The following is a 20,993-nucleotide window of genomic DNA, read 5'->3' on the forward strand; positions in this document are numbered from 1 at the left end:
GGCCGGCTTGACCGGCCCGAAACATTGCCGGCTGCTGCACGTTTGTACGACGGGGCGCGTGGAGAACCGGACATGCCTCGCAGACGAGCTCGCACCATCATCATCACTGGCGCCTCCGCCGGCGTCGGCCGTGCCATCGCGAACCGCTTCGGCGAGGCCGGCGATCGCATCGGCCTGATCGCGCGCGATGAGCATGCGCTGCGCGACGTCCAGCGCGAGCTGCAGGCGCGGTTTGCCCATGCCGAATACGAGGCCGTCGATGTCGCCGATGCGCAGGCCCTGTTCGACGCTGCCGAGCGGCTCGAGCAGCGCCTGGGTCCGGTCGACATCTGGATCAATGACGCCATGGAAACGGTGTTCTCGACCGTGGCCGACATCACACCGGAGGAATTCCGCCGCGTCACCGAGGTGACCTATCTCGGTTTCGTGCACGGCACGATGGCGGCGCTGCGATCGATGCGCCGACGCGGCGAAGGCCGCATCATCCAGATCGGTTCGGCGCTCGCCTATCGCGGCATTCCGCTGCAGGCGGCCTATTGCGGCGCCAAACATGCGATCCGGGGCTTCACCGACTCGCTGCGGGCCGAGCTGATGCACGAGCGCTCAGGCATCACGCTCTGCATCGTCGATCTGCCCGCGGTGAACACACCGCAATTCGACTGGGCTCGCGCGCACCTTGCGCATACGCCACGGCCAATGGGCCGGCCGGTGGAGCCTGAGGTGATCGCGGACGCCGTCTATCGCGTTGCCGATGGCGGCTTCCGCGAATATTGGATCGGCTGGCCGACGCTGCTGACCATCCTCGGCAACGCCGTCGCCCCGGCTTTGCTCGACCGCTACCTCGCCGCCAAGGCGATCGCCGGGCAGCAGACCGACGTGCCGCTGGTGCCCGACCGCACCGACAATCTCGATCACCCGGTTACACGCCTGCACCGCACACGCGGCTCGTTCAGCCGTGGCGCGGCCCTGCACGCGATGCTCGTGCCCGGCGATGTGGCCCGCGCCGCGACCGTCGCAATCGGGGCCGCTGTCTTCTTTGCGCTGGGAGCGACGCTGAGCCGGCGGGGGAGGCGCTAGGCCGCGCGTTGCAACGCGGTGCTTGCGTGACACCGGCGAGATGCGCTTTTCTGCTCCGCGCTATCCATTCCCGTCCGGAGCGCCTGCATGACCATCGAAAGCATCAGCGCGATCACCATTGCCACCCATGACATGGCCCGCGCGGTCGCCTTCTATCGCGCGCTCGGCTTCGACGACATCCCGTATGGCGGCGCCGACACCCCGTTCACGACCTTCCGAGTCGGCGCGGGCTATCTCAACCTGATCGCCATGCCGGAGGACAAGCAGTGGAGCTGGTGGGGCCGCATCATCTTTCATGTCTCGGACGTCGACGCCGTCTACGCCAAGGCGCTGGCCGCCGGCTTCTCGCCCTCCACCACGCCGCGCGACGCCGAATGGGGCGAGCGCTACTTCCATCTCACCGATCCCGACGGTCACGAATTGAGCTTCGCGCGGCCGCTCGACAAATGAGCTAGCCGAGCTCGAAAGTGGTGACGCCGAACAGCCGCTCGATGCGTAGTGGCGCGATCGGGCGGGTGTACATGCGCGCGGTCTCGAACACCGGCTTCAGCCCGAGACTCTCCGCCAGCGCCACCGCCTCCGGGTTGATCGCCGGCACATCGAGGAAGACCTCGGAGTCGCCGATCTCGCTCAGCAGCGCCGAGACGATGGCCTCGGCATCGGCCCGGCTGTGCGCGACCAGCGGACCGATCTTAGAGCCGGTGCGGCACGGCCGGATCACGCCCCAGGCGGCAAGCGCGCCATCGCGGATGACAGCGCGGCCGACATGGCCGGCGGCTCCGATCCAGGCCTGCAGGAACGCGCGGCGCGACGCCGGAAACACAGCCGCGTCGGAGGCTTCGATGTCGGCCAGCGGCACGTCGCTCAGCGCAACGAAGTCCGATCGCGCAGCAGCCGGCAGCACCGTAGCGGCCTTCCCGCCATAGCGGACATTGGCATAGGCATATTTGAAGCCGGACTTTCGATAATTGTCCTGCTGCGCGACGACACCGTCGAGGCCGACGACACGCGATCCCGCATGCGCCATCGCAGCCTGCCAGAGCCGCAGGCCATAGCCATGCCCGCGCAGATCAGGACGTACGATGTAGAAGCCCAGAAACGCGAAGCGTTCGTCGTAGTTGACGCAGGACACCGTCGCGACCGGCACACCGTCACGTTCGGCGATGAGAAATCCCTGCGGATCGACCACGGAAAAGCACGCGGCGTCGGACAGGCCGGGATTCCAGCCCTCGGCCGCCGCCCAGTCGATGGCCAGCGGAATCTCTTCCGGCCGCATCGGCCGGATGAGAAGGCCGTCGGTTGCAATTGGGCCACTTTGCATCATCTCACAACGCTAGCGCCAACTGCCGTCCTTCGCAGCAACAAAGATGCCCTTGGGCGGGAATATTGCGATCGTTGCGCACAACGCTGCGCAGGGCTAACGTTCATCTCCCATGATACGACGAAACGCACAAACCGATCGCATGCGCCCTCGGTGGCTGACATGGATGCTGCGTGGCCTCATGGCCAGTGCCGCATTGCTCGCGACGGGGTCAGCTTTCATCGCCATCTTCAATCCACCGGCCGCCGTTCTATTTCTTTCAATACTCACCTCGCCGCTGTTCATGAATACACGGCCACCTCCGATGTTCGAGAACGACGTTGCGGACTCCTGGCTCAAATCAGTGGAGAGCGGAAAACGGCTCACGGCCCACCTTCAGGCGGAATTCCCATCCGGAACACCAGCCGCGATGTTGACAGCAACGCTGCTGAAGCAAGGATTCGAACCGTTCCCGGATTGCGTCCGCGACGGACATATCGTGGTGCGGCTGGGAGAGATTCATGCACCATGCCGAACGTCCGAGACCGCCAATGTCCATTTCTATCGATGGGGCAATCCAGCCTGTGTGCAGACGATCGACGTGACCTGGAAGTCAGACGATGCAGGAGCGATCACAGAGGTGACAGCAAGCCATCATGACGCCTGCCTGTGAACGCGGAAGTCAGTCCATTCCCTGCTTATGAGTTCTCAGCCCTATGACTGCGACGATCGGATCAGCTAATCCGACGGGGCCTGCCTCTGGTGGCGACCGGCTGCCAGCCATCGACATCCTCCGCGGCCTCGCCCTCTTTGGCGTCATGGCCATCAACGTCGTATTTGAGTTCCGTATCTCGATCTTCCAGCAATTTCTGCCGACGCCGAGAGCGCACGAAGCGGGCACGACCTTCTTCGCCGGATCGTCATCACCGGAGACGGTCAAGCTTTTGTGGGCCATCGTCGGAGACTCGCCCTTCAATCGCGCCATCGAAGATGGTCTCGCGCGCGCCGTCTCCATGAAGGCGCTTGCCCTGTTCTCGCTGCTGTTCGGCATCGGGCTGGCCATGCAGTTCGACCGGATCGCTCCGGAGCGACGTATCCCCCTGCTGCTCCGGCGGCTGCTCGTCCTGCTCGCGATCGGCATTTTGCACCTGACGCTGCTGTGGAATGGTGACATCCTGACCGAATATGCGCTTGCCGGACTGCTCGTGCTGCCGTTCCTGTTCGCGCCAAGCTGGCTGGTGATCGCGAGCAGCCTCACCCTGCTCGGGCTGTACTTCACCAGCTGGCTTATTCCCGTGCTGCCGCTACTAAGCTCCTCCTGGATGATGCAGCATGTTGTCGATGCCAATCGCATCTATGCCAACGGCAACTTCTCGCAGATCCTGGTGTTCCGGCTGTCCGAAATCAGCGCCATCGCGCCGCTGCATTTGTGGATCTTTCCGCGCACGCTCGGACTTTTCCTCGCCGGCATCGTCATCTGGCGATCCGGCCTTCTGCGCGATATGCCGCATCACCGCGTCATGCTGCTGCTGACGGCCCTGGCCGCACTCGCTGTCACGATCGACGCCGGCGCATCGCTTGCGACTGTGAGCCTGGCGCTTGCCTATGGTGCGCTGATCCTTTCGGCTGCAAGCACCATCTGGGGCGCCCGCCTGCTCGGCTGGGCGGCTCCCGTCGGCCGGATGGCCTTCACCAACTATCTCATGCAGTCCGTCATCTTCGGCGTCGTGTTCTACGGCTATGGCCTCGGCCTGTTCGGCCGGCTCAGCGTCTCGCTCGCACTTGGCATCGGCGTGGTCGTCTATGTGCTCCAGGTGATCGCGAGCTGGTGCTGGCTGAGGCTGTTTCAGTTCGGCCCCATCGAATGGCTGTGGCGCAGCCTGATGTACAATAAGCTGCAGCCGATGCGGCTTCGGCCGCACTCCTGACGCGACTGCACCCGTCGGGTTACTATGTCGCACCCCAACGGGTGTTGCGCCGTCGGGCAAATCAGCTGCACATTTCCCGGCGTCACGGCCTACGAGAGGGGCGCCTCGCGATCGTCACGAGCGTTGGGCCGGTGATGCGATGGCCGTCGCGGCGTCAGGCGCGTTTGCGCAAGACGACTGGTGGCGTGGCGGACGGCGAAATCGTGTGGTCCTGACATCCCGACGCTGATGTCAACTCGCGACGAGGCTTTGCTTCGCGCGAGGATGGTGGCCTGAAAGCCCGGCGCACCAGGGAGACCACGTATAAGCCGTAAGCCCGTCGCGCAGGGAAGGCCGGTAGTTGCGGCCAAACCTGTGGTGACTGCCGCCTGCTTTTCTTCCTGCAGGCGGGCCATGGGGGCGGCGAGCTCCCGGCCTTCCCTGCGCCCTCTTCGTTCAGAGGGCGAAATCTGACGCAAGACTCGGACGTGAAGCGTCGCGAGATCGCCGATCCATGTATCACCCTAGGTGGACAAATATTGTTGGAGCAAAGAACCTTTCCACCCCTCCACTGTCATCGCCCGCGAAAGCCGGCTATCCAGTATTCCAGAGGCCGTGGTCATCGAACCGGGAGGCCTCGGCGTACTGGATGCTCCGCCTTCGCGGAGCATGACAGCGGCAACAACAGAGCCGCCGTCACACACTCTACCCGCAGCGAGCTACTTCCCCGGCCACACCGGCTTGCGCTTCTCGGCAAACGCCCTCAGGCCCTCCTTGGCATCCTCGGTCATCGCCAGCAGCGCGATCTGGCTTTCGAGATAGGCGATGGACTCGTCGAACGACATCGAGGCGATGGCGCGCATGGCGTATTTGCCGCGGCGGATGGCGGTCGGCGACTTGTCGACGAGACGGCCGATCAGCCAGTCCATCTTGCCGTCGAGCTCGGCGGCGGGAACGACATGGTTGAGCAGCCCGGCAGCCTGTGCAGTCTTGGCGTCGAACGGCTCGCCCGTGAGCGCCCATTCGTTGACGAGACGCGGCGGCGCGATACTCTGCAAGAGGCTCAGGACCTGCATCGGGAACACGCCGACCTTCACCTCCGGCAGGCCGAAGACGACGTGATCGGCTGCGACCGCCATGTCGGTCATGCACAGCAAGCCCATGCCGCCGGCCATACAGACGCCGCCGACGCGCGCAATCGCCGGCTTGGTGGAATTCTGCGACAGCCGGAGCAAGTCCGCGTAATCGACATTCGGGCGGGAGAAATCCATCGCGAAGGCCGCGCCGGAGTTCTGCAGGTCGGCGCCGGCGCAGAACGCCTTGTCTCCTGCGCCGGTCAGCACGATCACGCGCACCTCGGGATCGTCATGTGCCGTGCGATAGCCGCGCGAGATCCCGGCGATCACGTCGCCATTCAGCGCGTTGCGCTTCTCCGGACGATTGATGGTGATCCAGAGGGCCTGCCCGCGCTTGTCGAGAATCACGCTGTCGTCGGTCATCGCCTTGCCTGTCGCTTGATGTCGGATGCGAGATTGTCGCGGGATAGCTGCCGCGGGCAAGGAAAACTTGCGTCAAGAGGCCGCGCGGCGGCCGATCTCGGCGATGACCCCGTGCAGCAGCGGACGCACCGGCTCGAACTGGCCAGTGCGCAGGAACGCGATGGTCTGCCGGAACGACGTCGGATGCACCAGCAGGCCCATGTGCGACGCCTTGATGGTGGTGTGGTCCGTCATCCCGGCGAGCTTGCAGCTCTCGACGGAGACGCGGCCGTCGTTCGGCCACGGCAGCAGGAACAGCCCGGCGATCGGATCGAGGAAGCGGTTGCCGGCGATCACGCCGATCTCGTAGTCGGCGGGTGGCAGAGAGGCGAGCGTGACGTCCTTCGTGGTCACCAATTGCAGGCCGGCTGGACCGAAATAAGCGCGATAGAGCCCGACGTTCTGCAGCCGGTCGGCAAGCTCGCTGCCGCCATTGGGCGTTCCCAACATGACGACACGGCCGAGCCGCGCCGGCCGATGCTTCGCAATCGCGACCCGTGCCAGCAGCCCGCCCATCGAGTGGGTGACGAAGTGGATCGGACCGTCGATCCTGGCTGTGAAATCGGCGATCGCCGGGCGGATGTCGTCGGCAAGAAACTCGAGCGGTTTCTTGCGGCTTTCATAGTCGAGGTTCAGCGTCGCAAAACCTGCGCGCTGCAACCGCTTTTCCAGTGGACGCAGCATCAATGATCGGCCGGCGATGCCATGCAGCAGCACAACCCCCGCGCCGCGGGGGCCACTGTGCTGAGAACGCCGGCGCAGCGATGCGATCACGCGACTTCCCGCTCCTCCGGCTCGCGCTCCGTCGTAGCGGTTGCCGCACTCGCCTCGGCAAGTGCCTTGGCGCCGACATAGTCGGTCTTGCCGGAACCGAGCAGCGGGATCTTGTCGACCACCATCACGACGGCCGGCACCGCAAGCTCCGGCGCACCTTGGCCTTTGGCCTGGCGCTGCATCGCGGAGCGTTCGGCATCCTTCTGCGTCGTGATCAGCACGATGCGCTCGCCCTTGCGCTGATCGGGGATCGACACCGCGACCGAAGCCGCCTGCGGCCACAAGGTCGCGGCGATCTGCTCGACCACCGTCAGCGACACCATCTCACCGGCGATCTTGGCAAAGCGCTTGGCGCGGCCCTTGATCGTGATGAAGCCCTGCGCGTCGATGGTGACGATGTCGCCGGTGTCGTGCCAGCCCTCCGGCAGCGCCTCGAGCACGCCGGGATTTTCGGCCCTGACATAGCCGAGCATGACATTGGGCCCCCGGACCGAAAGCCGCCCGCCCTCCTCGATGCCCGGCACCTTGTCGAGCCGGTACTCCATCAGCGGCGACAGGCGCCCGACGGTGCCGACCCGGTTGGCCATCGGCGTGTTCATCGCCAGCACCGGCGCGGTCTCGGTGACGCCATAGCCTTCGAGCAGGCGGATGCCATAACGCTCCATGTAGATCTGCCGTGTCCGATCCTTGACCGGCTCGGCGCCGGCGATGACCAGCCGCAGCGTGCGGAAATCATAGGCATGAGCGGAGCGTGCGTAACCAGTCAGGAAGGTGTCGGTGCCGAACAAGATCGTGGCGCCAGTCTGATAGATCAGTTCGGGCACGATCCGGTAATGCAGCGGCGACGGGTACATATAGATCGGAATGCCCGCCAACATGGGCATCATCATGCCGCCGGTGAGGCCGAAGGAGTGGAACACCGGCAAAACATTGAACACAAGATCGTTAGCGTTGGCATCGACCCTCGCCAATGCCTGGGCGGCGTTCGCGAGAATGTTGCGATGGGACAGGACGACGCCCTTTGGCGTGCCTTCGGAGCCGGACGTGAACAGAATCACGGCGGGGTGGTCGGCATTGCGGGCGACGCGCGGCCTGGTGCCGTCGATCATTCCCTTGATCTTGTCGGCCAGGCTGACCGAGGCCTTGACGTCCTCGAGATAGACCAGACGGGCCTGCCCCTCGATCGCCGCGATCAGCTTGTCGAGCTTGCCCTTCTCGATGAAGGCCCGCGACGTCAGAACGGTCGTGACCTGCGCCGCCTTCATCGCCGCCAGCACGTTCACCGGGCCGGCGGAGAAGTTCAGCATGGCCGGCACGCGGCCGATCGACTGCAGCGCCATGAAGACCACGGCGACGCCGGCGGAGTTCGGCAGCAACAGGCCGATGTTCTCGCCCACCATCGTGCCCTGCTCGAGCTTGCGGCTGAGCACCTGCGAGCCCAGCAGCAGCTTGCGATAGGTCAGCTTGGTGCCGAGCGGATCCTCGATCATCACCTTGCCGGTGTCGTGGTCGCGATGGGCATGGGCGAGCGCCTCGAACAGCGTTCGATCCAGCATTGCGTTCTTCACCATGGCTTCGATCATCACGTCCTGCAGCGCAGCGCCAGCTGCATTGCGGCGGGTCTTGCCCTTGAGAGCCGCATCGATGGTGAGCTTCACCGGCGGCAGGATCGTCACCGTCACCTTGGGAAACCACGAGCGCTTGATTTGGCCATCCTTGAGATAGCTGAGATGCGAGCGCTGCGCGCCCTCGATGCGGATCGGCACCACGACGGCGTCGGCCTTGTCGGCGATCATCGCGGTGCCGTCATAGACCTTCATCAGCGAGCCCGACACCGTGATGCGGCCCTCTGGGAAGATCACCACCGGTTCCTGGCTGGCGACCAGCTTGATCAGATCGCGAGCACCGAGCGGCTTGGTCGGGTCAATCGTGATGTGGCTTACAAGTTTCAGGAAGACCTTCGCCCACCAGGCCTTGGAGATCCCGGTGTCGACGGCAAAGGTGGCATCGATCGGCAGCACCGCGTGGAGCAGCGGACCGTCGATCAGGCTGACATGGTTCGGCGCGATCAGCATGCGGGTGCCGGCCGGCGGCAGGTTCTCCAGCCCACGCACCTCAGTGCGGAACAGCGCGCGGAACAGCATCGCGCCGAAGTCGCGCACGCCCTCCCTGCCCCATTTGTTGAGCACGAACCAAACGGCGCCGAAGCTCGCCAAAGCCAGACCGAAGAAGATCCAGGCGATCGAGAGGCCTGCGGCCTGCAGACCGGCCACGCCCAGCGAGCCGACCACCATGAAGGCTGCCTGCAGCACGTTGCCGGCAGCGATGACCCGGGCGCGCTCAGTCGGCTCCGACCAGGCCTGCACCGCGGCGAAGGCAGGAACCACGAACAGGCCGCCACCAAAGGCGAACACCGCGAAATCAATCAGCATGCGCGCTCCCGCCCAGGAGCCGACGAAGGCGAGCGGCGAGAGGTCCTTCGCGGTCGCTGTCGTCCCGATCGTCCAGGACAGATCGAGACCGAGCACGCCCATGAGGATTGCGCCGATCGGCACCAGCGCGAGATTCGGCCTGACGTGGCTGAGATGCGCCGCGAACAGCGAGCCGATGGCGATGCCGATCGCGAAGACGGCGAGGCACAAGGTGACCACCCCCTCGGTGCCGCCGACGACATCCTTGACCAGCGCGGGCAGCAGCGACAGCACGACGGCGCCGACCAGCCAGAACCACGACACGATCACCATGCCGTCCCACAGCCGGGGCATGGCATGCAACGACTTCAGAAGGTGCGAGGTCGATGTCCAAGGGTTGGCCGTGATGCGCAGATCCGGTGCCGACGGCGAAGTGTGCGGAATGCGCGACGCCGAAGCCCAGGAGATCACCGCGAGGCCGATGACGGCGAGAGCGACCCATCCCATATGCGACGAGCCGGAGACGAGCTGGCCGCCGGCGATGGTGCCGATCAGGATGGCCATGAAGGTCGCACCTTCTACCAGCGCGTTGCCAGTAGCAAGTTCACCGACCGTCAGTTGATCCGGCAGCATGGCGTATTTCACGGGGCCGAACAGCGCGGCGATGACACCGAACATGCCGAGGGCGACGAACAGAAGCGGGATCGAATGCAGAAAGAAGCCCAGCGCCGCGAAGCCTGCGGCGAAGATTTCCGCGAACTTGAGCCGGCGCGCCACGATTCCCTTGACGTATCGATCCGCCAGCTCGCCGCCGAGCCCGGACAGGATGAAGAATGGGAAGATGAAGACGGCGCCCGCCACGGTCACAAGCGCGTCGCCATGCGTTGCCACGGCGCCGTAGAGCAGCATGATGACCAGCGCATTCTTCAGAATGTTGTCGTTCAGCGCCGAGGAGAATTGGGCCCAGAACAGCGGGGCAAAACGACGCGACGACATCAACTGCTTGATCATGATCGATTCCTGGTGTGCTGCAGCGGCTTGGCCGCAAGGACCGCAAGAGCCTTGGTTGGTGATGAAATGAGGTGGTGCCGGTGATGCATCCCGTTAGACGCGGTCATGCGGTTTCGCGTTCTGCTGTTGGTCGCCGACCAGCACGAAGAGTAGCGCGTAGGTCGTGTGCAAAAGGCTTATCCAGACCTGTAGGAGCTGGAGGGGATGTATGGAACGCAAGGACATGGTGACCGCTTCGTTGCGCCTGAGATGGGGATTCGAGACAAGGTCAGGTCAGTTCGCTCAGGTAGCGGAAGCAGCCGAATAGGCCGCCACGGCGAAGCCGGCGCCCTTCGCGCCCGGCGGCACGAAAAAGACGTTGTCCGGCCAGCCGCCTCGCTCGTCGCGCAGCGAGCAGACCGGCAACATCACAGGCATTTGCGATGCGCTCGACGCGCGCCGTCAAAAGGTGAGACGCGGACCGCGCCAGACCGTTCAGCATCACCATGGGATTGATCGAAAAAAGTTGCGGAGCGCGAGAGCTGAGAACCTGCATGGGACTTCTCCACGTTTTGAGCGTTGCTCAAAATGCTTACAACAAATTTGAGCGACGCTCAAGCGGGGAATGCAAGAGGCCCGATAAAGGTAAAATAATCCTGTGAACGGCCCGCTCCTAGGCGTGAGAGGTGAATAACGCCTTGGAATCAAAAGGGATGTTGATAACTCGGCTTTTGCCGAGCTGGTCAGCCCGCCGATTTGCGCAGCCAGACCTTGTTGTCGTGGAAGGCAGCGCCCCCGATCGGAGCGACGGTGTCGGCTGCGGTGAGCACATTGATGCCCCGTCCACCGATATGGGCGCGATTGGGATGGATCGATTCGGCGATCAGCACCCCGCGTTGAACTCCGTCGAACAGCCGGGCGGCAAGCGAGGTCTGTCCGCGCTCATTGCCGAGCGTGACGATGTCGCCGTCGACAATGCCGAGCGGGGCTGCATCCAGTGGATGGATCATGACGGAGGGGCCCCCTTCCCGCGCCTGCGACGATGGCGTCTCGTTGAAGGAGGTGTTGAGGAACGAGCGAGCCGGACTTGTCGCAAGCCGGAACGGATGCTGCTGATCGACCTCTTCGGTCACCGCCCAATGGTCGGGCAATGACGGCATGCGCTCCGGATTGCCCATGACGCGGCCGAATGGCGGATGAGCCCAGTCGGCCTTGAAGTGGAATTTACCGTCCCTGTGCGCGAAACCGTCGAGATAGTGCGAGGTGCGAAAGTCCGGCTGAAGGTCACGCCAGACATCGGCCTCGAGCCCGGCGATATCGCCATGGCCGCTCTTCTTCAACGTCGCATCGATCAACTCGCGCGGCGACATCTCGAAGCCCGGATGCACCGCCCGCAACCGGCGCGCCAGGCCCTGCAGCACCTCATGATTGGACCGGCACTCGCCGGGCGGGTCGATCAGCTTCGGTCCGACCGAAATGTGCTGATGGCCGCCGCCGTAATAGAGATCGTCATGCTCCATGAACATCGTGGCGGGCAGCACGATGTCCGCCATCTGCGCCGTCTCGGTCATGAACTGCTCGTGGACGGCGACGAAAAGGTCTTCGCGCGCAAATCCGTTGCGAACCAGCTCCTGCTCGGGTGCCACCGTCATCGGATTGGTGTTCTGGATCAGCATCGCCTTGACTGGCGGGCCGCCACAGAGGGCCACCGCGTCTCCCGTCAGGATGCGCCCGATCTGGGACTGATCGAGAAAGCGAGTGGAATGATCCACGGCGTCGTGGCCCTCGATGATGGACTCGTCGAAATGCCACAGCGCCGCGTTGTTGAAGAAGGCACCGCCTCCTTCGTATTGCCAGGCGCCCGTCACCGCGGGAATGCAGGATGCCGCATGCATCTGCGTCGCGCCGTTCCTGCTGCGGGTGAAGCCATAACCCAGTCGGAAGAAGGTCCGCTTCGTCTCGCCGACCAGACGGGCGAACGCCTCGATCTCGGCCACGGGAACGCCAGAAATCTGCGATGCCCATTGCGGCGTCCGCGTCTGCAGATGCGCTTCGAGTTCCGCAGGACAGTCCGTGTACTTCTCCATATAGGCGCGGTCGGCAAAGCCATCGCGAAACAGCACGTGCATCACGCCGCAGGCAAAGGCGCCGTCGGTGCCCGGGCGCAGGATGATCTTGATGTCGGCCTGCTTCATCGTCTCATTGTCGTAGACATCGATCGCCGCGATCTTGGCGGCCCGCTCTTTTCGGGCGCGCGCGGCATGAGTCATGACATTGACCTGCGTGTTCACCGGGTTCGTGCCCCAAATCACGACCAGGTCCGAGAGCGCCATCTCCCGCGGATCGACGCCGGCGATCTTCCCAGTGCCGATGGCAAAGCCGATACGCGCGACATTGGCGCAGATCGTCGAGTAGAAGCGCGAATACTTCTTCACATGGGTGAGACGATTGAGGCCATCGCGCATCACGAGCCCCATCGTGCCCGCGTAATAATACGGCCAGACCGACTGAGCGCCAAAGTCGCGCTCCGCCTGGAGAAATCGCTCCGCGATCTCGTCCAATGCCTCGTCCCAGGAGATGCGTGCGAATTGCCCTGAGCCTTTCGGACCGATGCGACGCATCGGATGCATCAGCCTTTCAGGATGATGAATCCGCTCGGCATATCTCGCGACCTTGGCGCAAACCACGCCAGCCGTATAGGTCTGCCGTTTCGAGCCGCGAACGCGGCCGATCGTCTTCCGATCGAGCACTTCGACGTCGAGCGCGCAGGCCGACGGACAATCGTGCGGGCAGGTAGAATGGCGGATATCGACCCGAGTCTGCTGGTTCATGCCCGATTGGTAGCATCAAAGAATGCATCCGCCGAGAGCATTCGCGAGGCATTCGCACGAACGAGATTCGTGCATGTCTGCTCCACCGCAGATTTGCTTCTGGATGTGGACAAGTCGCCGCCGACAACGGCCGATCCGGCGTTAGGAGCGAGATGAAGACGGCAAGAAAAGACGATAGGCTCTGTCGCGTGCTCGTGGTTGCTGCCTGCGTACAGCGCAGTGCACCATCGCGAGTCCTCAGCTGACGGCAATTTCGATTGCAAAGCCAGTTTCATATATTAATATATCAGCTGAGGAAACGAAGATGTCCGGTCGACCCCCGAGGAAATTGGCCGCAGCGCCACGGCCCGTGGTCGCCCGCATGCGCCGCAATGGTCGCCCCCGCGGCGCGACAGCAGCGTCACGCATCTACACCGATCTCAGGTCCGAACTCGTGTCGCTCGTGCGCCTGCCGGGCGAACCGATTTCGGAAGCGCAGATCGCGACGGCCTATGGCGTCAGCAGGACACCGGTCCGCGAGGCCATTCTGAAACTCGCGGACGAAGGGCTGGTCGAGATCTTTCCGCAGTCCGGCATCTTCGTCTCGCGCATTCCGGTCGCAGCACTCCCCGAGACCATCATCATCCGAAAGTCTCTCGAAGAGACGACCGCACGGATGGCGGCCGAGCATGCGACATCGAGCCAGTTGCTCAACCTGCATGCGACCCTCGAACGTCAGCGCGAGGCCTGCGCCGCAAAGGATCGCGAAGCCTTCCACCAGGCGGACGAGATGTTTCACGCTGGCATCGCCGAGGTCGCCGGCTATCCCGGGATCTGGAAGCTGATCGTTCAGGTCAAGGTTCACGTCGACCGCTATCGTCGACTGACCCTGCCGCAGATCGGACGGATGGCCGAAGTGATCGCAGAGCACGAACCAATTCTCCAGGCCATCGAACGGCGCGATCCGGATCGTGCCAGGGCTGCCATGGCGAGTCATCTGGAACGCCTGCTCGACGACATCTCTGAAATTCAGACCAAGAATCCAGAGTATTTCGATCAACCAGGCTAACGAGATGATCGCATCGAACCTTGCGGCGACACGATCATTCCGTCGGAGAGACGCCATGAAAAGACGCGATTTCATCAGACTGAGCGTGGGCTTTGCGGGCGTTGCAACGCTGCCGCCGATCTCGGCCGCCCTTGCGCAATCGAAGGCGGTGTTCAAGGCATCCGACGTTCAGCCGCCGGGTTATCCGACGGTTGCAGCAACAGAAAACCTCGGCAAGAAGCTTGCAGCGGCAACCAACGGCAGGCTGTTGATCCAGATGTATCCCTCCGCTCAGCTCGGCGGCGAGAAAGAGACTATCGAGCAGACCCAGATCGGGGCGATCCAGATACTGCGGGTCAGCGCCGGCGCGCTCGGCCCGATCGTCGACGACGTCAACGTCGTCAACATGCCCTTCCTGTTCAAGAGCATCGAACATTCTGAAAAGATGATGGACGGTCCGATCGGTCAGGACCTTCTGGACCGCGTCAGCGCCAATGCCAGCGCAAATCTCGTCGCACTCTGCTGGATGAATTCTGGCGCGCGCAGCATCTACAACACCAAGAAGCCCATCAGGACGGTCGAGGACGTCAAGGGGCTCAAGATCCGCGTGATCGGCAATCCCATCTTCATCGACATGATGAACGCGCTCGGCGGCAACGGCGTCGCGATGGGCTACGATCAGGTCTTCAGCGCGCTGCAGACCGGCGTGATCGACGGGGCCGAAAACAATCCGCCGAGCTACGTCTCCAGCAATCATTACACGGCCGCGAAGTACTATTCGCTCACCCAGCATCTCGTCATTCCGGAAATCCTCGTATTCTCGAAGCGGTCCTGGGCAAACCTGTCGACCGACGACCAGACCTTGATCAAGAAGTTCGCGCGCGAAGCGCAGATGGAGGAGCGCGAACTCTGGAAGGCCTACGAGCGGGAAGCGATTGAGAAGGCCAAGGCCGGTGGCTCCGAGATCGTCGAAATCGCCAACAAGGCGCCGTTCCAGAAGGCCGTGAAGCCGGTCTGGGACAAATACGGTCCGAAGTACCAAGAAATGATCAAGCGCATTCAGGACATCGCATAGACCGCACGCTCGGTTCGGACGATCAGGAGGCTTACGATGGCCGGACTCTATCGCCGGGCGATGGATGCACTGTATCCCGCTTGCGTCATCGTGGGCGTAACGGCGCTCGTGCTGATCTCAGCCGTCATCCCTTGGGCGGTCTTCACCCGCTACGTCCTGAACGGCGCCGCTTCCTGGCCCGAGGCGATGGCCGTCCTGTTGTGCTGGTGCCACCAAGCCCTAACGCCGTCCTTCACGCGCTCGCGACCGGCGGGACGATCTCGATCAGCGCGCTGTTCATGGCGGGTGTATTCCCGGGGCCGCTGCTCGGCTTCTCGCTGATCCTGCTCTGCATCGTGATCGCCTATCGCGAGGGCCATCCCCCACGGCCAGCGGGTCCGGCCAAGGATTTGGTCGTCCGCCGCCCCCCCGAAATCCAGCTCGCCGCCGGCGAGATACGGCCATCATCGGCTAGGTAGGACGCCGGAAAATGCCTCGCCGCCCCTACTCGTCTTCGTCTTGACCAGCCTCCGCCAATCCGCGTAGCGGCTCGGGGTTCAGAAGCACGATCGCCCCGTGCTCGAGGCGGACCCAGTCCCGCGCGGCCCATGCACGCAACTGCTTGTTGATGCTCTCCCGCGTCATGCCGACCATTTCGCTGATCTCCTGCTGCGTGATGGCAATGGTGCGGCTCGCGGCATCCAGCTTGCGCTTGTCGGTCAGGCCGAGCAGCGCACTGGCAAGGCGGCGGGGAAGATCCTGAAGGATGACCTGCTCGACCTGGTCGCTGGTCCAGCGCAGCCGATCGCAAAGCAGCTCGATGAACTTCATTGCCAGCACCGGCTGGCTCTTTACGAACGGCAGGAATTCGCGCCGATCGATGACCAGGATCTCGCAGTTCGTATTGGCCGTTGCATCGGCTGTACGTTCTCGTCCGTCGAGCACGGCGACTTCGCCGAATATCTCGCCGGCGCTGATCAGGTTCAGGATAGCATTGCGGCCGTCGGGCGACGAGACACTGATTTTGACGGTGCCACTGATCACGGCATACAAGCTCGAGCCGGGATCGCCTTTTGAGAAGATGGTTGCACCGCGCTTGAGCGATGTCGGCTTGGCGTAGCGGCAGAGCTGATCGACCGCATCAGCCTCGAGTTCACGAAAAATCGGATGCTGACGCAGCACCGACAGCTTGCCGTTGTTGGTAGGTCGGACGCTCGCCCGCTTTTCCTCAGCCACACCGCATCTCCCAGGCGTCCGAATACCGCCGCCCAAGGGAGAGGTCCAAAGCCGGTGGCCAAAGCCCCGCGAATGTCAGGGGACTATGGACACGCCTACAGCCACCAGCAAAGACGATCCCTCAGACTTGCGACCACCGATCCTCGATTTCATTGCACCTCGGAATACGGCAGATCGGCGGATTGTCCAGGAAAATGCGGCGAACGCTCAACGGCAAAGCCATGTGCCAATCGACGCCGGAGGCGTTTCCGCCGCAGATACGGGCCCGGCATACATTGTGCAGCGCGTGGGAATCGTCCAGCCGCCCCGTCGGACCAGCAGCGCTACTCTTCTGAGCGCAAGATGCCGCAGTCCAAGGGCAGCCTGTACCTCACACCCGATGCCTTGTCTGTGAATCAGCCCAAAGCAGGACCGCGGCGAACCCGACAAAGACCCCCACAACTGCAAAGCTGACCAACATAGCGTCGAGCGGCATGTCTCTCTCCCCTGTTCGAGTTTGAGATACAGTTCCCTACCGGCTGCGCGACAGTCCTTGATCCAGATCAATGCAATGCGGATTTCGCCAACGATGTCAGGCAGCAGCCATTGCTTCGGCTCGTGCCGAGTCCCGAAGCGAGACGCCCCCGGGCAGGATCGCGATGATGCCCTCCCGTTCGAGCTTCGTGAACGTTCGACTGACGGTCTCGATGGTGAGCCCGAGATAGTCAGCGATATCCTGCCGACTCATCGGCAACGGTACCATGTTAGAGGGCCCCCGAAGCTCCACCAGCCGATCCCTCCAGCCAACGAGGAATGTCGCGACCTTCTCCTCGGCTGATCGGCGCCCAAGAAGTACCATGTGATCACGCGCCTGATTCAGCTCCTGCACGGCCAGTTCGTTCATCCGGCGCAGCAGATTCGGCTTGTCCTCGGCAAAGCGTCCGAACGGTCCCTTCGCGAACTGGCAGACGGTGACGGGACCGATCGCGTCAGCCGAAAATCCGTGCCGTTCCTCCGTCGTCATGCCGACGAAGTCACCGGGGAGCGCAAATCCGACGATCTGCCTGCGTCCGTCGGGGAGAAGCTTGTAGAGCCTCATTACCCCATCCAATAAATTGTAGAAGCAGGACGACGTGTCTTCCTGCGCGAAAACCGTCTCGCAGGTCGCAAAATGCGCTCGGCGGCTGAGGTGCTCGAATTCGCGCATTTCGAACTGGTCGAGCGACGCACAGACACTGAATCCCCGCACGGCACAATCGGCACAGGCCTGCCCGTGGAAATCGATTGCAACAAGAGACGTCTTCATACGGGGGCTCCGGTGGGCCAAGCGCAAAGAGAATGATTGCATTCTAACGGACGCTCGAAGTTCCGATTGATTCAAATCAAACGAACCAACAATCCGGGCCCTATCGTGGCCGCCACTCCCAACCAATGGATATCGTGAATGCAGCGGCTTGTTCTGTGCCACCTTCTCGCCGCGATTGCGTTGGCGACCCCGTCATACGCGACGTCGACGGCGCAGCAACGCGGACAGGCTTTCGCGAAGGCCCACTGCGCACGATGCCACGCCATTGGTCGAACGGGAGATAGCCCGTTCGAACCGGCTCCTCCGTTCCGAAGCCTCCATCTCCGCTACCCGATCGAATCTTTGGGCGAAGCGCTCGCGGAGGGGATCATGACTGGTCACCCGGCCATGCCCCAATTCCAGCTTGCGCCGCCGCAGATCCACGATCTGCTCTCGTATTTGAAGAGCTTGGAATAGCCCGATCGATTCAGAGCGCCTGTATCGTCCAGGTCAGAATCGATTTGGCAATCCGGCCGAAGGCCTCATCGAAGGCGGACACGGCATCAGCAGGATCAAGCCGGGCAACGGGCTGGCTTTCGCCAAACAGCCGAGACGCGATGGCCTTGCCGTTCTTGTCGACGAGGCGAGCCGACAGGCCAATTTCCACCGCGGCGGTATCGCCATTGATCCGGAAACGGCGGACATCGATCAGCAGCTGAAAATCCGGCTGGCCCAGATCGGATGTCCGCAGCGGAGCGTGGGCCACATCGTAGTTCTCGAAGGCATCGATCAGACGTGATTGCAACAACTTGGGGATGCTGTCAGCCCACAGGAAATCACCGAACCCGGGGTAGTCCTTTGTGGGCGTGAACAGCATGCGCTGAGTCTGCAGCATCGCCACGGCCGTGGGCTCAGGTATCGAGAGCTGACCCTTGATGGTCTTGTTGACCGGCCCCAGTTCTCTTGGCGCGCTCAGATCATAGGTGACTTTCTGTGCTGGAGCACCGCCTCCCGTCATTTTCTCCAGACCCGAGACGATTCCATCGAGCTTGCCGGTATTCCGCGCGAGGCCGTCCGAGAATGTCTTGAGGTTAGCGATCGTATCTTTGAGCGGCCCGGCATTCTCCGCAAGAACTGCGTCGACACGCCGCAGGGCGTCCCGGGCGGCCTGCGTCATGCTTTGTCCGGCGCCTGGTTCTGCAATCAAGGTCGATACGGCACTCGCCGCTCCTGCAGACGCGCCGCCCTCCAGCGCGATCACCGGCACTCCGGTCAGCCCCTGAAATTCCAACCCTACTTTGGTGTCGGCGCGCACCGGGGTCGTCGACGCCACGGAAATCGTTGCGTTGACCCGACGCGGATCGTTCGGCGCCAGACCGAGCTCAGTCACCTCGCCGACCCGGATTCCGTTGAACAGAACGGCAGCCCCGACCAGCAGGCCGGGCACCGAGCCCTCGAACTGCACGTGATAGGTCGTGCGAGGCCCGAGTCCTCCGGTGTTGTTGAGCCAGTAAACGAAGCCAAAGATCGCGACGATGGCCGCCAGCACGAAGCCGCCGATGACAGCGAAGGGCGCACGGGTTTCCATCTTTCAACTCGCTTTTGGTTGCAGCATCTGGGATCGCTTGCCGTGAAAATAGGCTTTGACCCATGGATGTTCTGATCGGAGGAGGTCGCTCATAGGACCAATCGCCACGATCCTGCCATCGGCCAACGCAGCGACACGGTCGCAGACCGTGTTGAGGCTGGCGAGGTCATGGGTCACCATGAACACCGTCAATCCCAACGTCAGCTGGAGCGTCTTGATCAGGGCGTCGAAGTCGCCGGCGGAGATCGGATCGAGGCCGGAGGTCGGCTCATCAAGAAATACGATCGCCGGATCGAGAGCGAGGGCGCGCGCCAGCGCGGCGCGCTTCGTCATGCCGCCGGATAGCTCGGCTGGGAATTTATCACCGTCCTCTGCGCGAAGGCCGACCATTTCGAGCTTGGCTATCGCGATCTCATCCATCAACTCCTGCGACATCTGCAGGCTCTCGCGCAGCGGAAACTGTACGTTCTGTTTGACCGTCAGTGACGAGAACAGAGCACCCTGCTGAAACAGAATTCCCCAGCGCTTCGCTGCAGCCTGCGTCGTCCGCTCCTCGGCGCCCCCAACGGTTGTCCCCATGACCTCAATGGTCCCGCTGCGCCGAGGAATGAGTCCGATGATCGTCCGCATCAGGACGGATTTTCCGCCGCCTGACGCGCCAACCAACCCGAGAATCTCACCGCGACGAACGTCGAGCGAAAGATTGTTCAGAACGAGCTGCCGGCCGAACCCGACAACGAGATCGGTCACGCGGATCGCGCTGGACACGCCAAGATCATCCATCGCTACATTCCAATGGACGCAAAAAACACGGCGAAAAGACCATCGAGCACGATGACCAGGAAAATGGATTTCACCACGGATGTCGTAGTCTGTTGCCCCAGCGATTCGGCACTACCTTTCACACGAAGTCCCTCACTGCAGGCAACAATGCCGATCACCAGGGCCATGAACGGCGCCTTCAATATTCCCACTTCGAAGTGCGTCACCGAGATGGCATCGTGTAGCCGGGCGATGAAGATTGCCGGTCCCATCCCGCCATAGAGCTGGGCCACCAGCCCTCCTCCATACAGGCCAGCCATCGAGCCGATGAAGGCGAGAATTGGCAAGGTCAAGATCAACGCAACGATACGGGGCAGAATCAGCACCTCGACAGGGTCAAGTCCCATCGTCACCAGCGCGTCGATCTCCTCGCGCATCTTCATCGATCCAAGCTCGGCCGTGTAGGCGCTTCCCGACCGCCCTGCCACCATGATCGCGACGATCAGAACGCCAAGCTCGCGCAGGACCAGAATTCCGACCATGTCGACGACGTAAGACTCGGCACCGAAACGTCGAAAATGGAAGATCCCCTGCTGGGCGATGATGGCGCCGATCAGGAATGTGATCAACACCACGATTGGAATGGCCTGCCACCCGATGCGGTACATCTGATAGACGAGGGAGGTCACGCGCAGAGATTGAGGCCGGCGCAGCGTGCGCAGCAGCGCAAAGAACAGCGCGGCCAACATGTCCAGAAACACCTTGATGTCCTGGGCGGCCCCCAGACTCGAACGACCGAGGTCGGTGAGTTTGGCGAGGATCGGGTTCAGTCTCGGTGCCGGCTCGACGACTCGTCGATTGACCTGCCGGACCTCCTCGACGAGGCCGATGTAGTTTTCTGCTACCCCGATCATCTCGACCCGACGATCGCCCGCAGCAGCCCGGCGGCCGAGCTTCTCAAGCAACCAAGCACCGACGGTATCGATTTCGCTGACGGCCCCAAGATCGAGCTTCACGGCGGTCGCGCTGTTGATGCTGTTGCCGACAGAGCTGGTCAAGCTCTCGAGCTCTGCCACGTTCAGGGACACCCATGATCCGCTCGGACGAAGCTCGAGCACATCCTCCGTCGTCGCCGCGGTCAGTCCCGGATGAGCACGCAATTGGATGTCTCCCTCAGTCGGCGTGCCGAGGCACACCCGTTCCTAAATCGCGCCGATCTGCCTCGCTTGATCTG

At 62.9% G+C, this 20,993-nt stretch carries 19 protein-coding genes; 8 read left to right on the forward strand and 11 right to left on the reverse strand.

Annotation, left to right across the window (positions count from 1 at the left end; all coding sequences use genetic code 11):
• Positions 1-72: 72 nt before the first annotated feature.
• Together ACQR0W_RS20980 and ACQR0W_RS20985 are read left to right on the forward strand one after the other, a co-directional pair.
• On the forward strand, positions 73-1,077 hold the full coding sequence (locus tag ACQR0W_RS20980) for an SDR family oxidoreductase (protein ID WP_316166145.1): 1,005 nt from the start codon (positions 73-75) through the stop codon (positions 1,075-1,077).
• An 87-nt stretch (positions 1,078-1,164) separates the two neighbouring features.
• Positions 1,165-1,527, forward strand: a complete 363-nt coding sequence (locus ACQR0W_RS20985; RefSeq protein ID WP_315753540.1) for a VOC family protein — start codon at positions 1,165-1,167, stop codon at positions 1,525-1,527.
• A gap of 1 nt (position 1,528) precedes the next feature.
• On the opposite strand, the gene ACQR0W_RS20990 is transcribed toward ACQR0W_RS20985, so the two are convergent.
• Positions 1,529-2,401, reverse strand: a complete 873-nt coding sequence (locus tag ACQR0W_RS20990; protein WP_410051239.1) for a GNAT family N-acetyltransferase — start codon at positions 2,399-2,401, stop codon at positions 1,529-1,531.
• A gap of 163 nt (positions 2,402-2,564) precedes the next feature.
• Here ACQR0W_RS20990 and ACQR0W_RS20995 point away from each other — a divergent pair, with 163 nt between their 5' ends.
• Together ACQR0W_RS20995 and ACQR0W_RS21000 are read left to right on the forward strand one after the other, a co-directional pair.
• Positions 2,565-3,050, forward strand: a complete 486-nt coding sequence (locus tag ACQR0W_RS20995) for a hypothetical protein (protein ID WP_315753536.1) — start codon at positions 2,565-2,567, stop codon at positions 3,048-3,050.
• Between the two features lie 43 nt (positions 3,051-3,093).
• Positions 3,094-4,305, forward strand: a complete 1,212-nt coding sequence (locus ACQR0W_RS21000) for a DUF418 domain-containing protein (protein ID WP_316169720.1) — start codon at positions 3,094-3,096, stop codon at positions 4,303-4,305.
• Between the two features lie 698 nt (positions 4,306-5,003).
• Here the strand turns inward: ACQR0W_RS21000 and ACQR0W_RS21005 are convergent.
• From ACQR0W_RS21005 to ACQR0W_RS21025, 5 genes are all read right to left on the reverse strand, one after another.
• Positions 5,004-5,783 carry an enoyl-CoA hydratase/isomerase family protein gene (locus ACQR0W_RS21005; protein WP_315753532.1) on the reverse strand — a complete coding sequence of 260 codons (780 nt, stop codon included), beginning with the start codon at positions 5,781-5,783 and terminating at the stop codon, positions 5,004-5,006.
• 72 nt (positions 5,784-5,855) lie between these two features.
• On the reverse strand, positions 5,856-6,593 hold the full coding sequence (locus tag ACQR0W_RS21010) for an esterase/lipase family protein (protein WP_315753624.1): 738 nt from the start codon (positions 6,591-6,593) through the stop codon (positions 5,856-5,858).
• Positions 6,593-10,018 (reverse strand): acyl-[ACP]--phospholipid O-acyltransferase, encoded by a 3,426-nt coding sequence (locus ACQR0W_RS21015; RefSeq protein WP_316169721.1) that lies wholly within the window; start codon positions 10,016-10,018, stop codon positions 6,593-6,595. The genes ACQR0W_RS21010 and ACQR0W_RS21015 overlap by 1 nt, the downstream gene beginning before the upstream one ends.
• A gap of 268 nt (positions 10,019-10,286) precedes the next feature.
• Positions 10,287-10,553 carry a hypothetical protein gene (locus tag ACQR0W_RS21020; RefSeq protein WP_315753528.1) on the reverse strand — a complete coding sequence of 89 codons (267 nt, stop codon included), beginning with the start codon at positions 10,551-10,553 and terminating at the stop codon, positions 10,287-10,289.
• Between the two features lie 187 nt (positions 10,554-10,740).
• Positions 10,741-12,828, reverse strand: a complete 2,088-nt coding sequence (locus tag ACQR0W_RS21025; RefSeq protein WP_316169722.1) for a molybdopterin oxidoreductase family protein — start codon at positions 12,826-12,828, stop codon at positions 10,741-10,743.
• A gap of 361 nt (positions 12,829-13,189) precedes the next feature.
• On the opposite strand from ACQR0W_RS21025, the gene ACQR0W_RS21030 reads away from it, so the two are divergent.
• The 3 genes from ACQR0W_RS21030 (at position 13,190) to ACQR0W_RS21040 (ending at position 15,388) form a co-directional block, all read left to right on the forward strand.
• Entirely contained in the window at positions 13,190-13,876 is a 687-nt protein-coding gene (locus ACQR0W_RS21030) for a GntR family transcriptional regulator (protein ID WP_315713634.1), read from the forward strand.
• Between the two features lie 55 nt (positions 13,877-13,931).
• The gene (locus ACQR0W_RS21035) at positions 13,932-14,930 is read left to right on the forward strand and encodes a TRAP transporter substrate-binding protein (RefSeq protein ID WP_315825123.1); all 999 of its coding nucleotides are present in this window, start codon (positions 13,932-13,934) and stop codon (positions 14,928-14,930) included.
• A gap of 206 nt (positions 14,931-15,136) precedes the next feature.
• Entirely contained in the window at positions 15,137-15,388 is a 252-nt protein-coding gene (locus tag ACQR0W_RS21040) for a TRAP transporter large permease subunit (RefSeq protein WP_316169723.1), read from the forward strand.
• Positions 15,389-15,413: 25 nt separating this feature from the next.
• Here the strand turns inward: ACQR0W_RS21040 and ACQR0W_RS21045 are convergent, their stop codons facing one another.
• On the reverse strand, positions 15,414-16,145 hold the full coding sequence (locus ACQR0W_RS21045; RefSeq protein ID WP_315712940.1) for a Crp/Fnr family transcriptional regulator: 732 nt from the start codon (positions 16,143-16,145) through the stop codon (positions 15,414-15,416).
• 571 nt (positions 16,146-16,716) lie between these two features.
• Positions 16,717-17,430, reverse strand: a complete 714-nt coding sequence (locus ACQR0W_RS21050; protein ID WP_315712941.1) for a helix-turn-helix domain-containing protein — start codon at positions 17,428-17,430, stop codon at positions 16,717-16,719.
• 138 nt (positions 17,431-17,568) lie between these two features.
• Here ACQR0W_RS21050 and ACQR0W_RS21055 point away from each other — a divergent pair, with 138 nt between their 5' ends.
• A complete protein-coding gene (locus tag ACQR0W_RS21055; RefSeq protein ID WP_315825125.1) occupies positions 17,569-17,886 on the forward strand; it encodes a c-type cytochrome in 318 nt (105 codons plus the stop codon).
• Positions 17,887-17,896: 10 nt separating this feature from the next.
• On the opposite strand, the gene ACQR0W_RS21060 is transcribed toward ACQR0W_RS21055, so the two are convergent.
• From ACQR0W_RS21060 to ACQR0W_RS21070, 3 genes are read right to left on the reverse strand one after another with little or no spacing between them, the layout of a single operon-like run.
• Positions 17,897-18,997, reverse strand: coding sequence for an ABC-type transport auxiliary lipoprotein family protein (locus ACQR0W_RS21060; protein WP_316159259.1), 1,101 nt, complete (start codon positions 18,995-18,997; stop codon positions 17,897-17,899).
• Between the two features lie 3 nt (positions 18,998-19,000).
• Complete coding sequence (locus ACQR0W_RS21065) at positions 19,001-19,780, reverse strand: ABC transporter ATP-binding protein (RefSeq protein ID WP_315712944.1); 780 nt, start codon at positions 19,778-19,780, stop codon at positions 19,001-19,003.
• A gap of 2 nt (positions 19,781-19,782) precedes the next feature.
• The gene (locus ACQR0W_RS21070) at positions 19,783-20,919 is read right to left on the reverse strand and encodes an MlaE family ABC transporter permease (RefSeq protein WP_316169724.1); all 1,137 of its coding nucleotides are present in this window, start codon (positions 20,917-20,919) and stop codon (positions 19,783-19,785) included.
• Between the last annotated feature and the right edge of the window lie 74 nt (positions 20,920-20,993).

Source organism: Bradyrhizobium sp. HKCCYLRH1034 (assembly GCF_051168375.1).
Lineage (GTDB): Bacteria > Pseudomonadota > Alphaproteobacteria > Rhizobiales > Xanthobacteraceae > Bradyrhizobium.

Bases quoted from the DNA above. Each gene is read 5' to 3' on its own strand.
- ACQR0W_RS20980 (WP_316166145.1), top strand. From the start codon at position 73: ATGCCTCGCAGACGAGCTCGCACCATCATCATCACTGGCGCCTCCGCC.
- ACQR0W_RS20985 (WP_315753540.1), top strand. From the start codon at position 1,165: ATGACCATCGAAAGCATCAGCGCGATCACCATTGCCACCCATGACATG.
- ACQR0W_RS20990 (WP_410051239.1), bottom strand. From the start codon at position 2,401: ATGATGCAAAGTGGCCCAATTGCAACCGACGGCCTTCTCATCCGGCCG.
- ACQR0W_RS20995 (WP_315753536.1), top strand. From the start codon at position 2,565: ATGCTGCGTGGCCTCATGGCCAGTGCCGCATTGCTCGCGACGGGGTCA.
- ACQR0W_RS21000 (WP_316169720.1), top strand. From the start codon at position 3,094: ATGACTGCGACGATCGGATCAGCTAATCCGACGGGGCCTGCCTCTGGT.
- ACQR0W_RS21005 (WP_315753532.1), bottom strand. From the start codon at position 5,783: ATGACCGACGACAGCGTGATTCTCGACAAGCGCGGGCAGGCCCTCTGG.
- ACQR0W_RS21015 (WP_316169721.1), bottom strand. From the start codon at position 10,018: ATGATCAAGCAGTTGATGTCGTCGCGTCGTTTTGCCCCGCTGTTCTGG.
- ACQR0W_RS21020 (WP_315753528.1), bottom strand. From the start codon at position 10,553: ATGCAGGTTCTCAGCTCTCGCGCTCCGCAACTTTTTTCGATCAATCCC.
- ACQR0W_RS21025 (WP_316169722.1), bottom strand. From the start codon at position 12,828: ATGAACCAGCAGACTCGGGTCGATATCCGCCATTCTACCTGCCCGCAC.
- ACQR0W_RS21030 (WP_315713634.1), top strand. From the start codon at position 13,190: ATGCGCCGCAATGGTCGCCCCCGCGGCGCGACAGCAGCGTCACGCATC.
- ACQR0W_RS21035 (WP_315825123.1), top strand. From the start codon at position 13,932: ATGAAAAGACGCGATTTCATCAGACTGAGCGTGGGCTTTGCGGGCGTT.
- ACQR0W_RS21050 (WP_315712941.1), bottom strand. From the start codon at position 17,430: ATGAAGACGTCTCTTGTTGCAATCGATTTCCACGGGCAGGCCTGTGCC.
- ACQR0W_RS21055 (WP_315825125.1), top strand. From the start codon at position 17,569: ATGCAGCGGCTTGTTCTGTGCCACCTTCTCGCCGCGATTGCGTTGGCG.
- ACQR0W_RS21060 (WP_316159259.1), bottom strand. From the start codon at position 18,997: ATGGAAACCCGTGCGCCCTTCGCTGTCATCGGCGGCTTCGTGCTGGCG.
- ACQR0W_RS21065 (WP_315712944.1), bottom strand. From the start codon at position 19,780: ATGGATGATCTTGGCGTGTCCAGCGCGATCCGCGTGACCGATCTCGTT.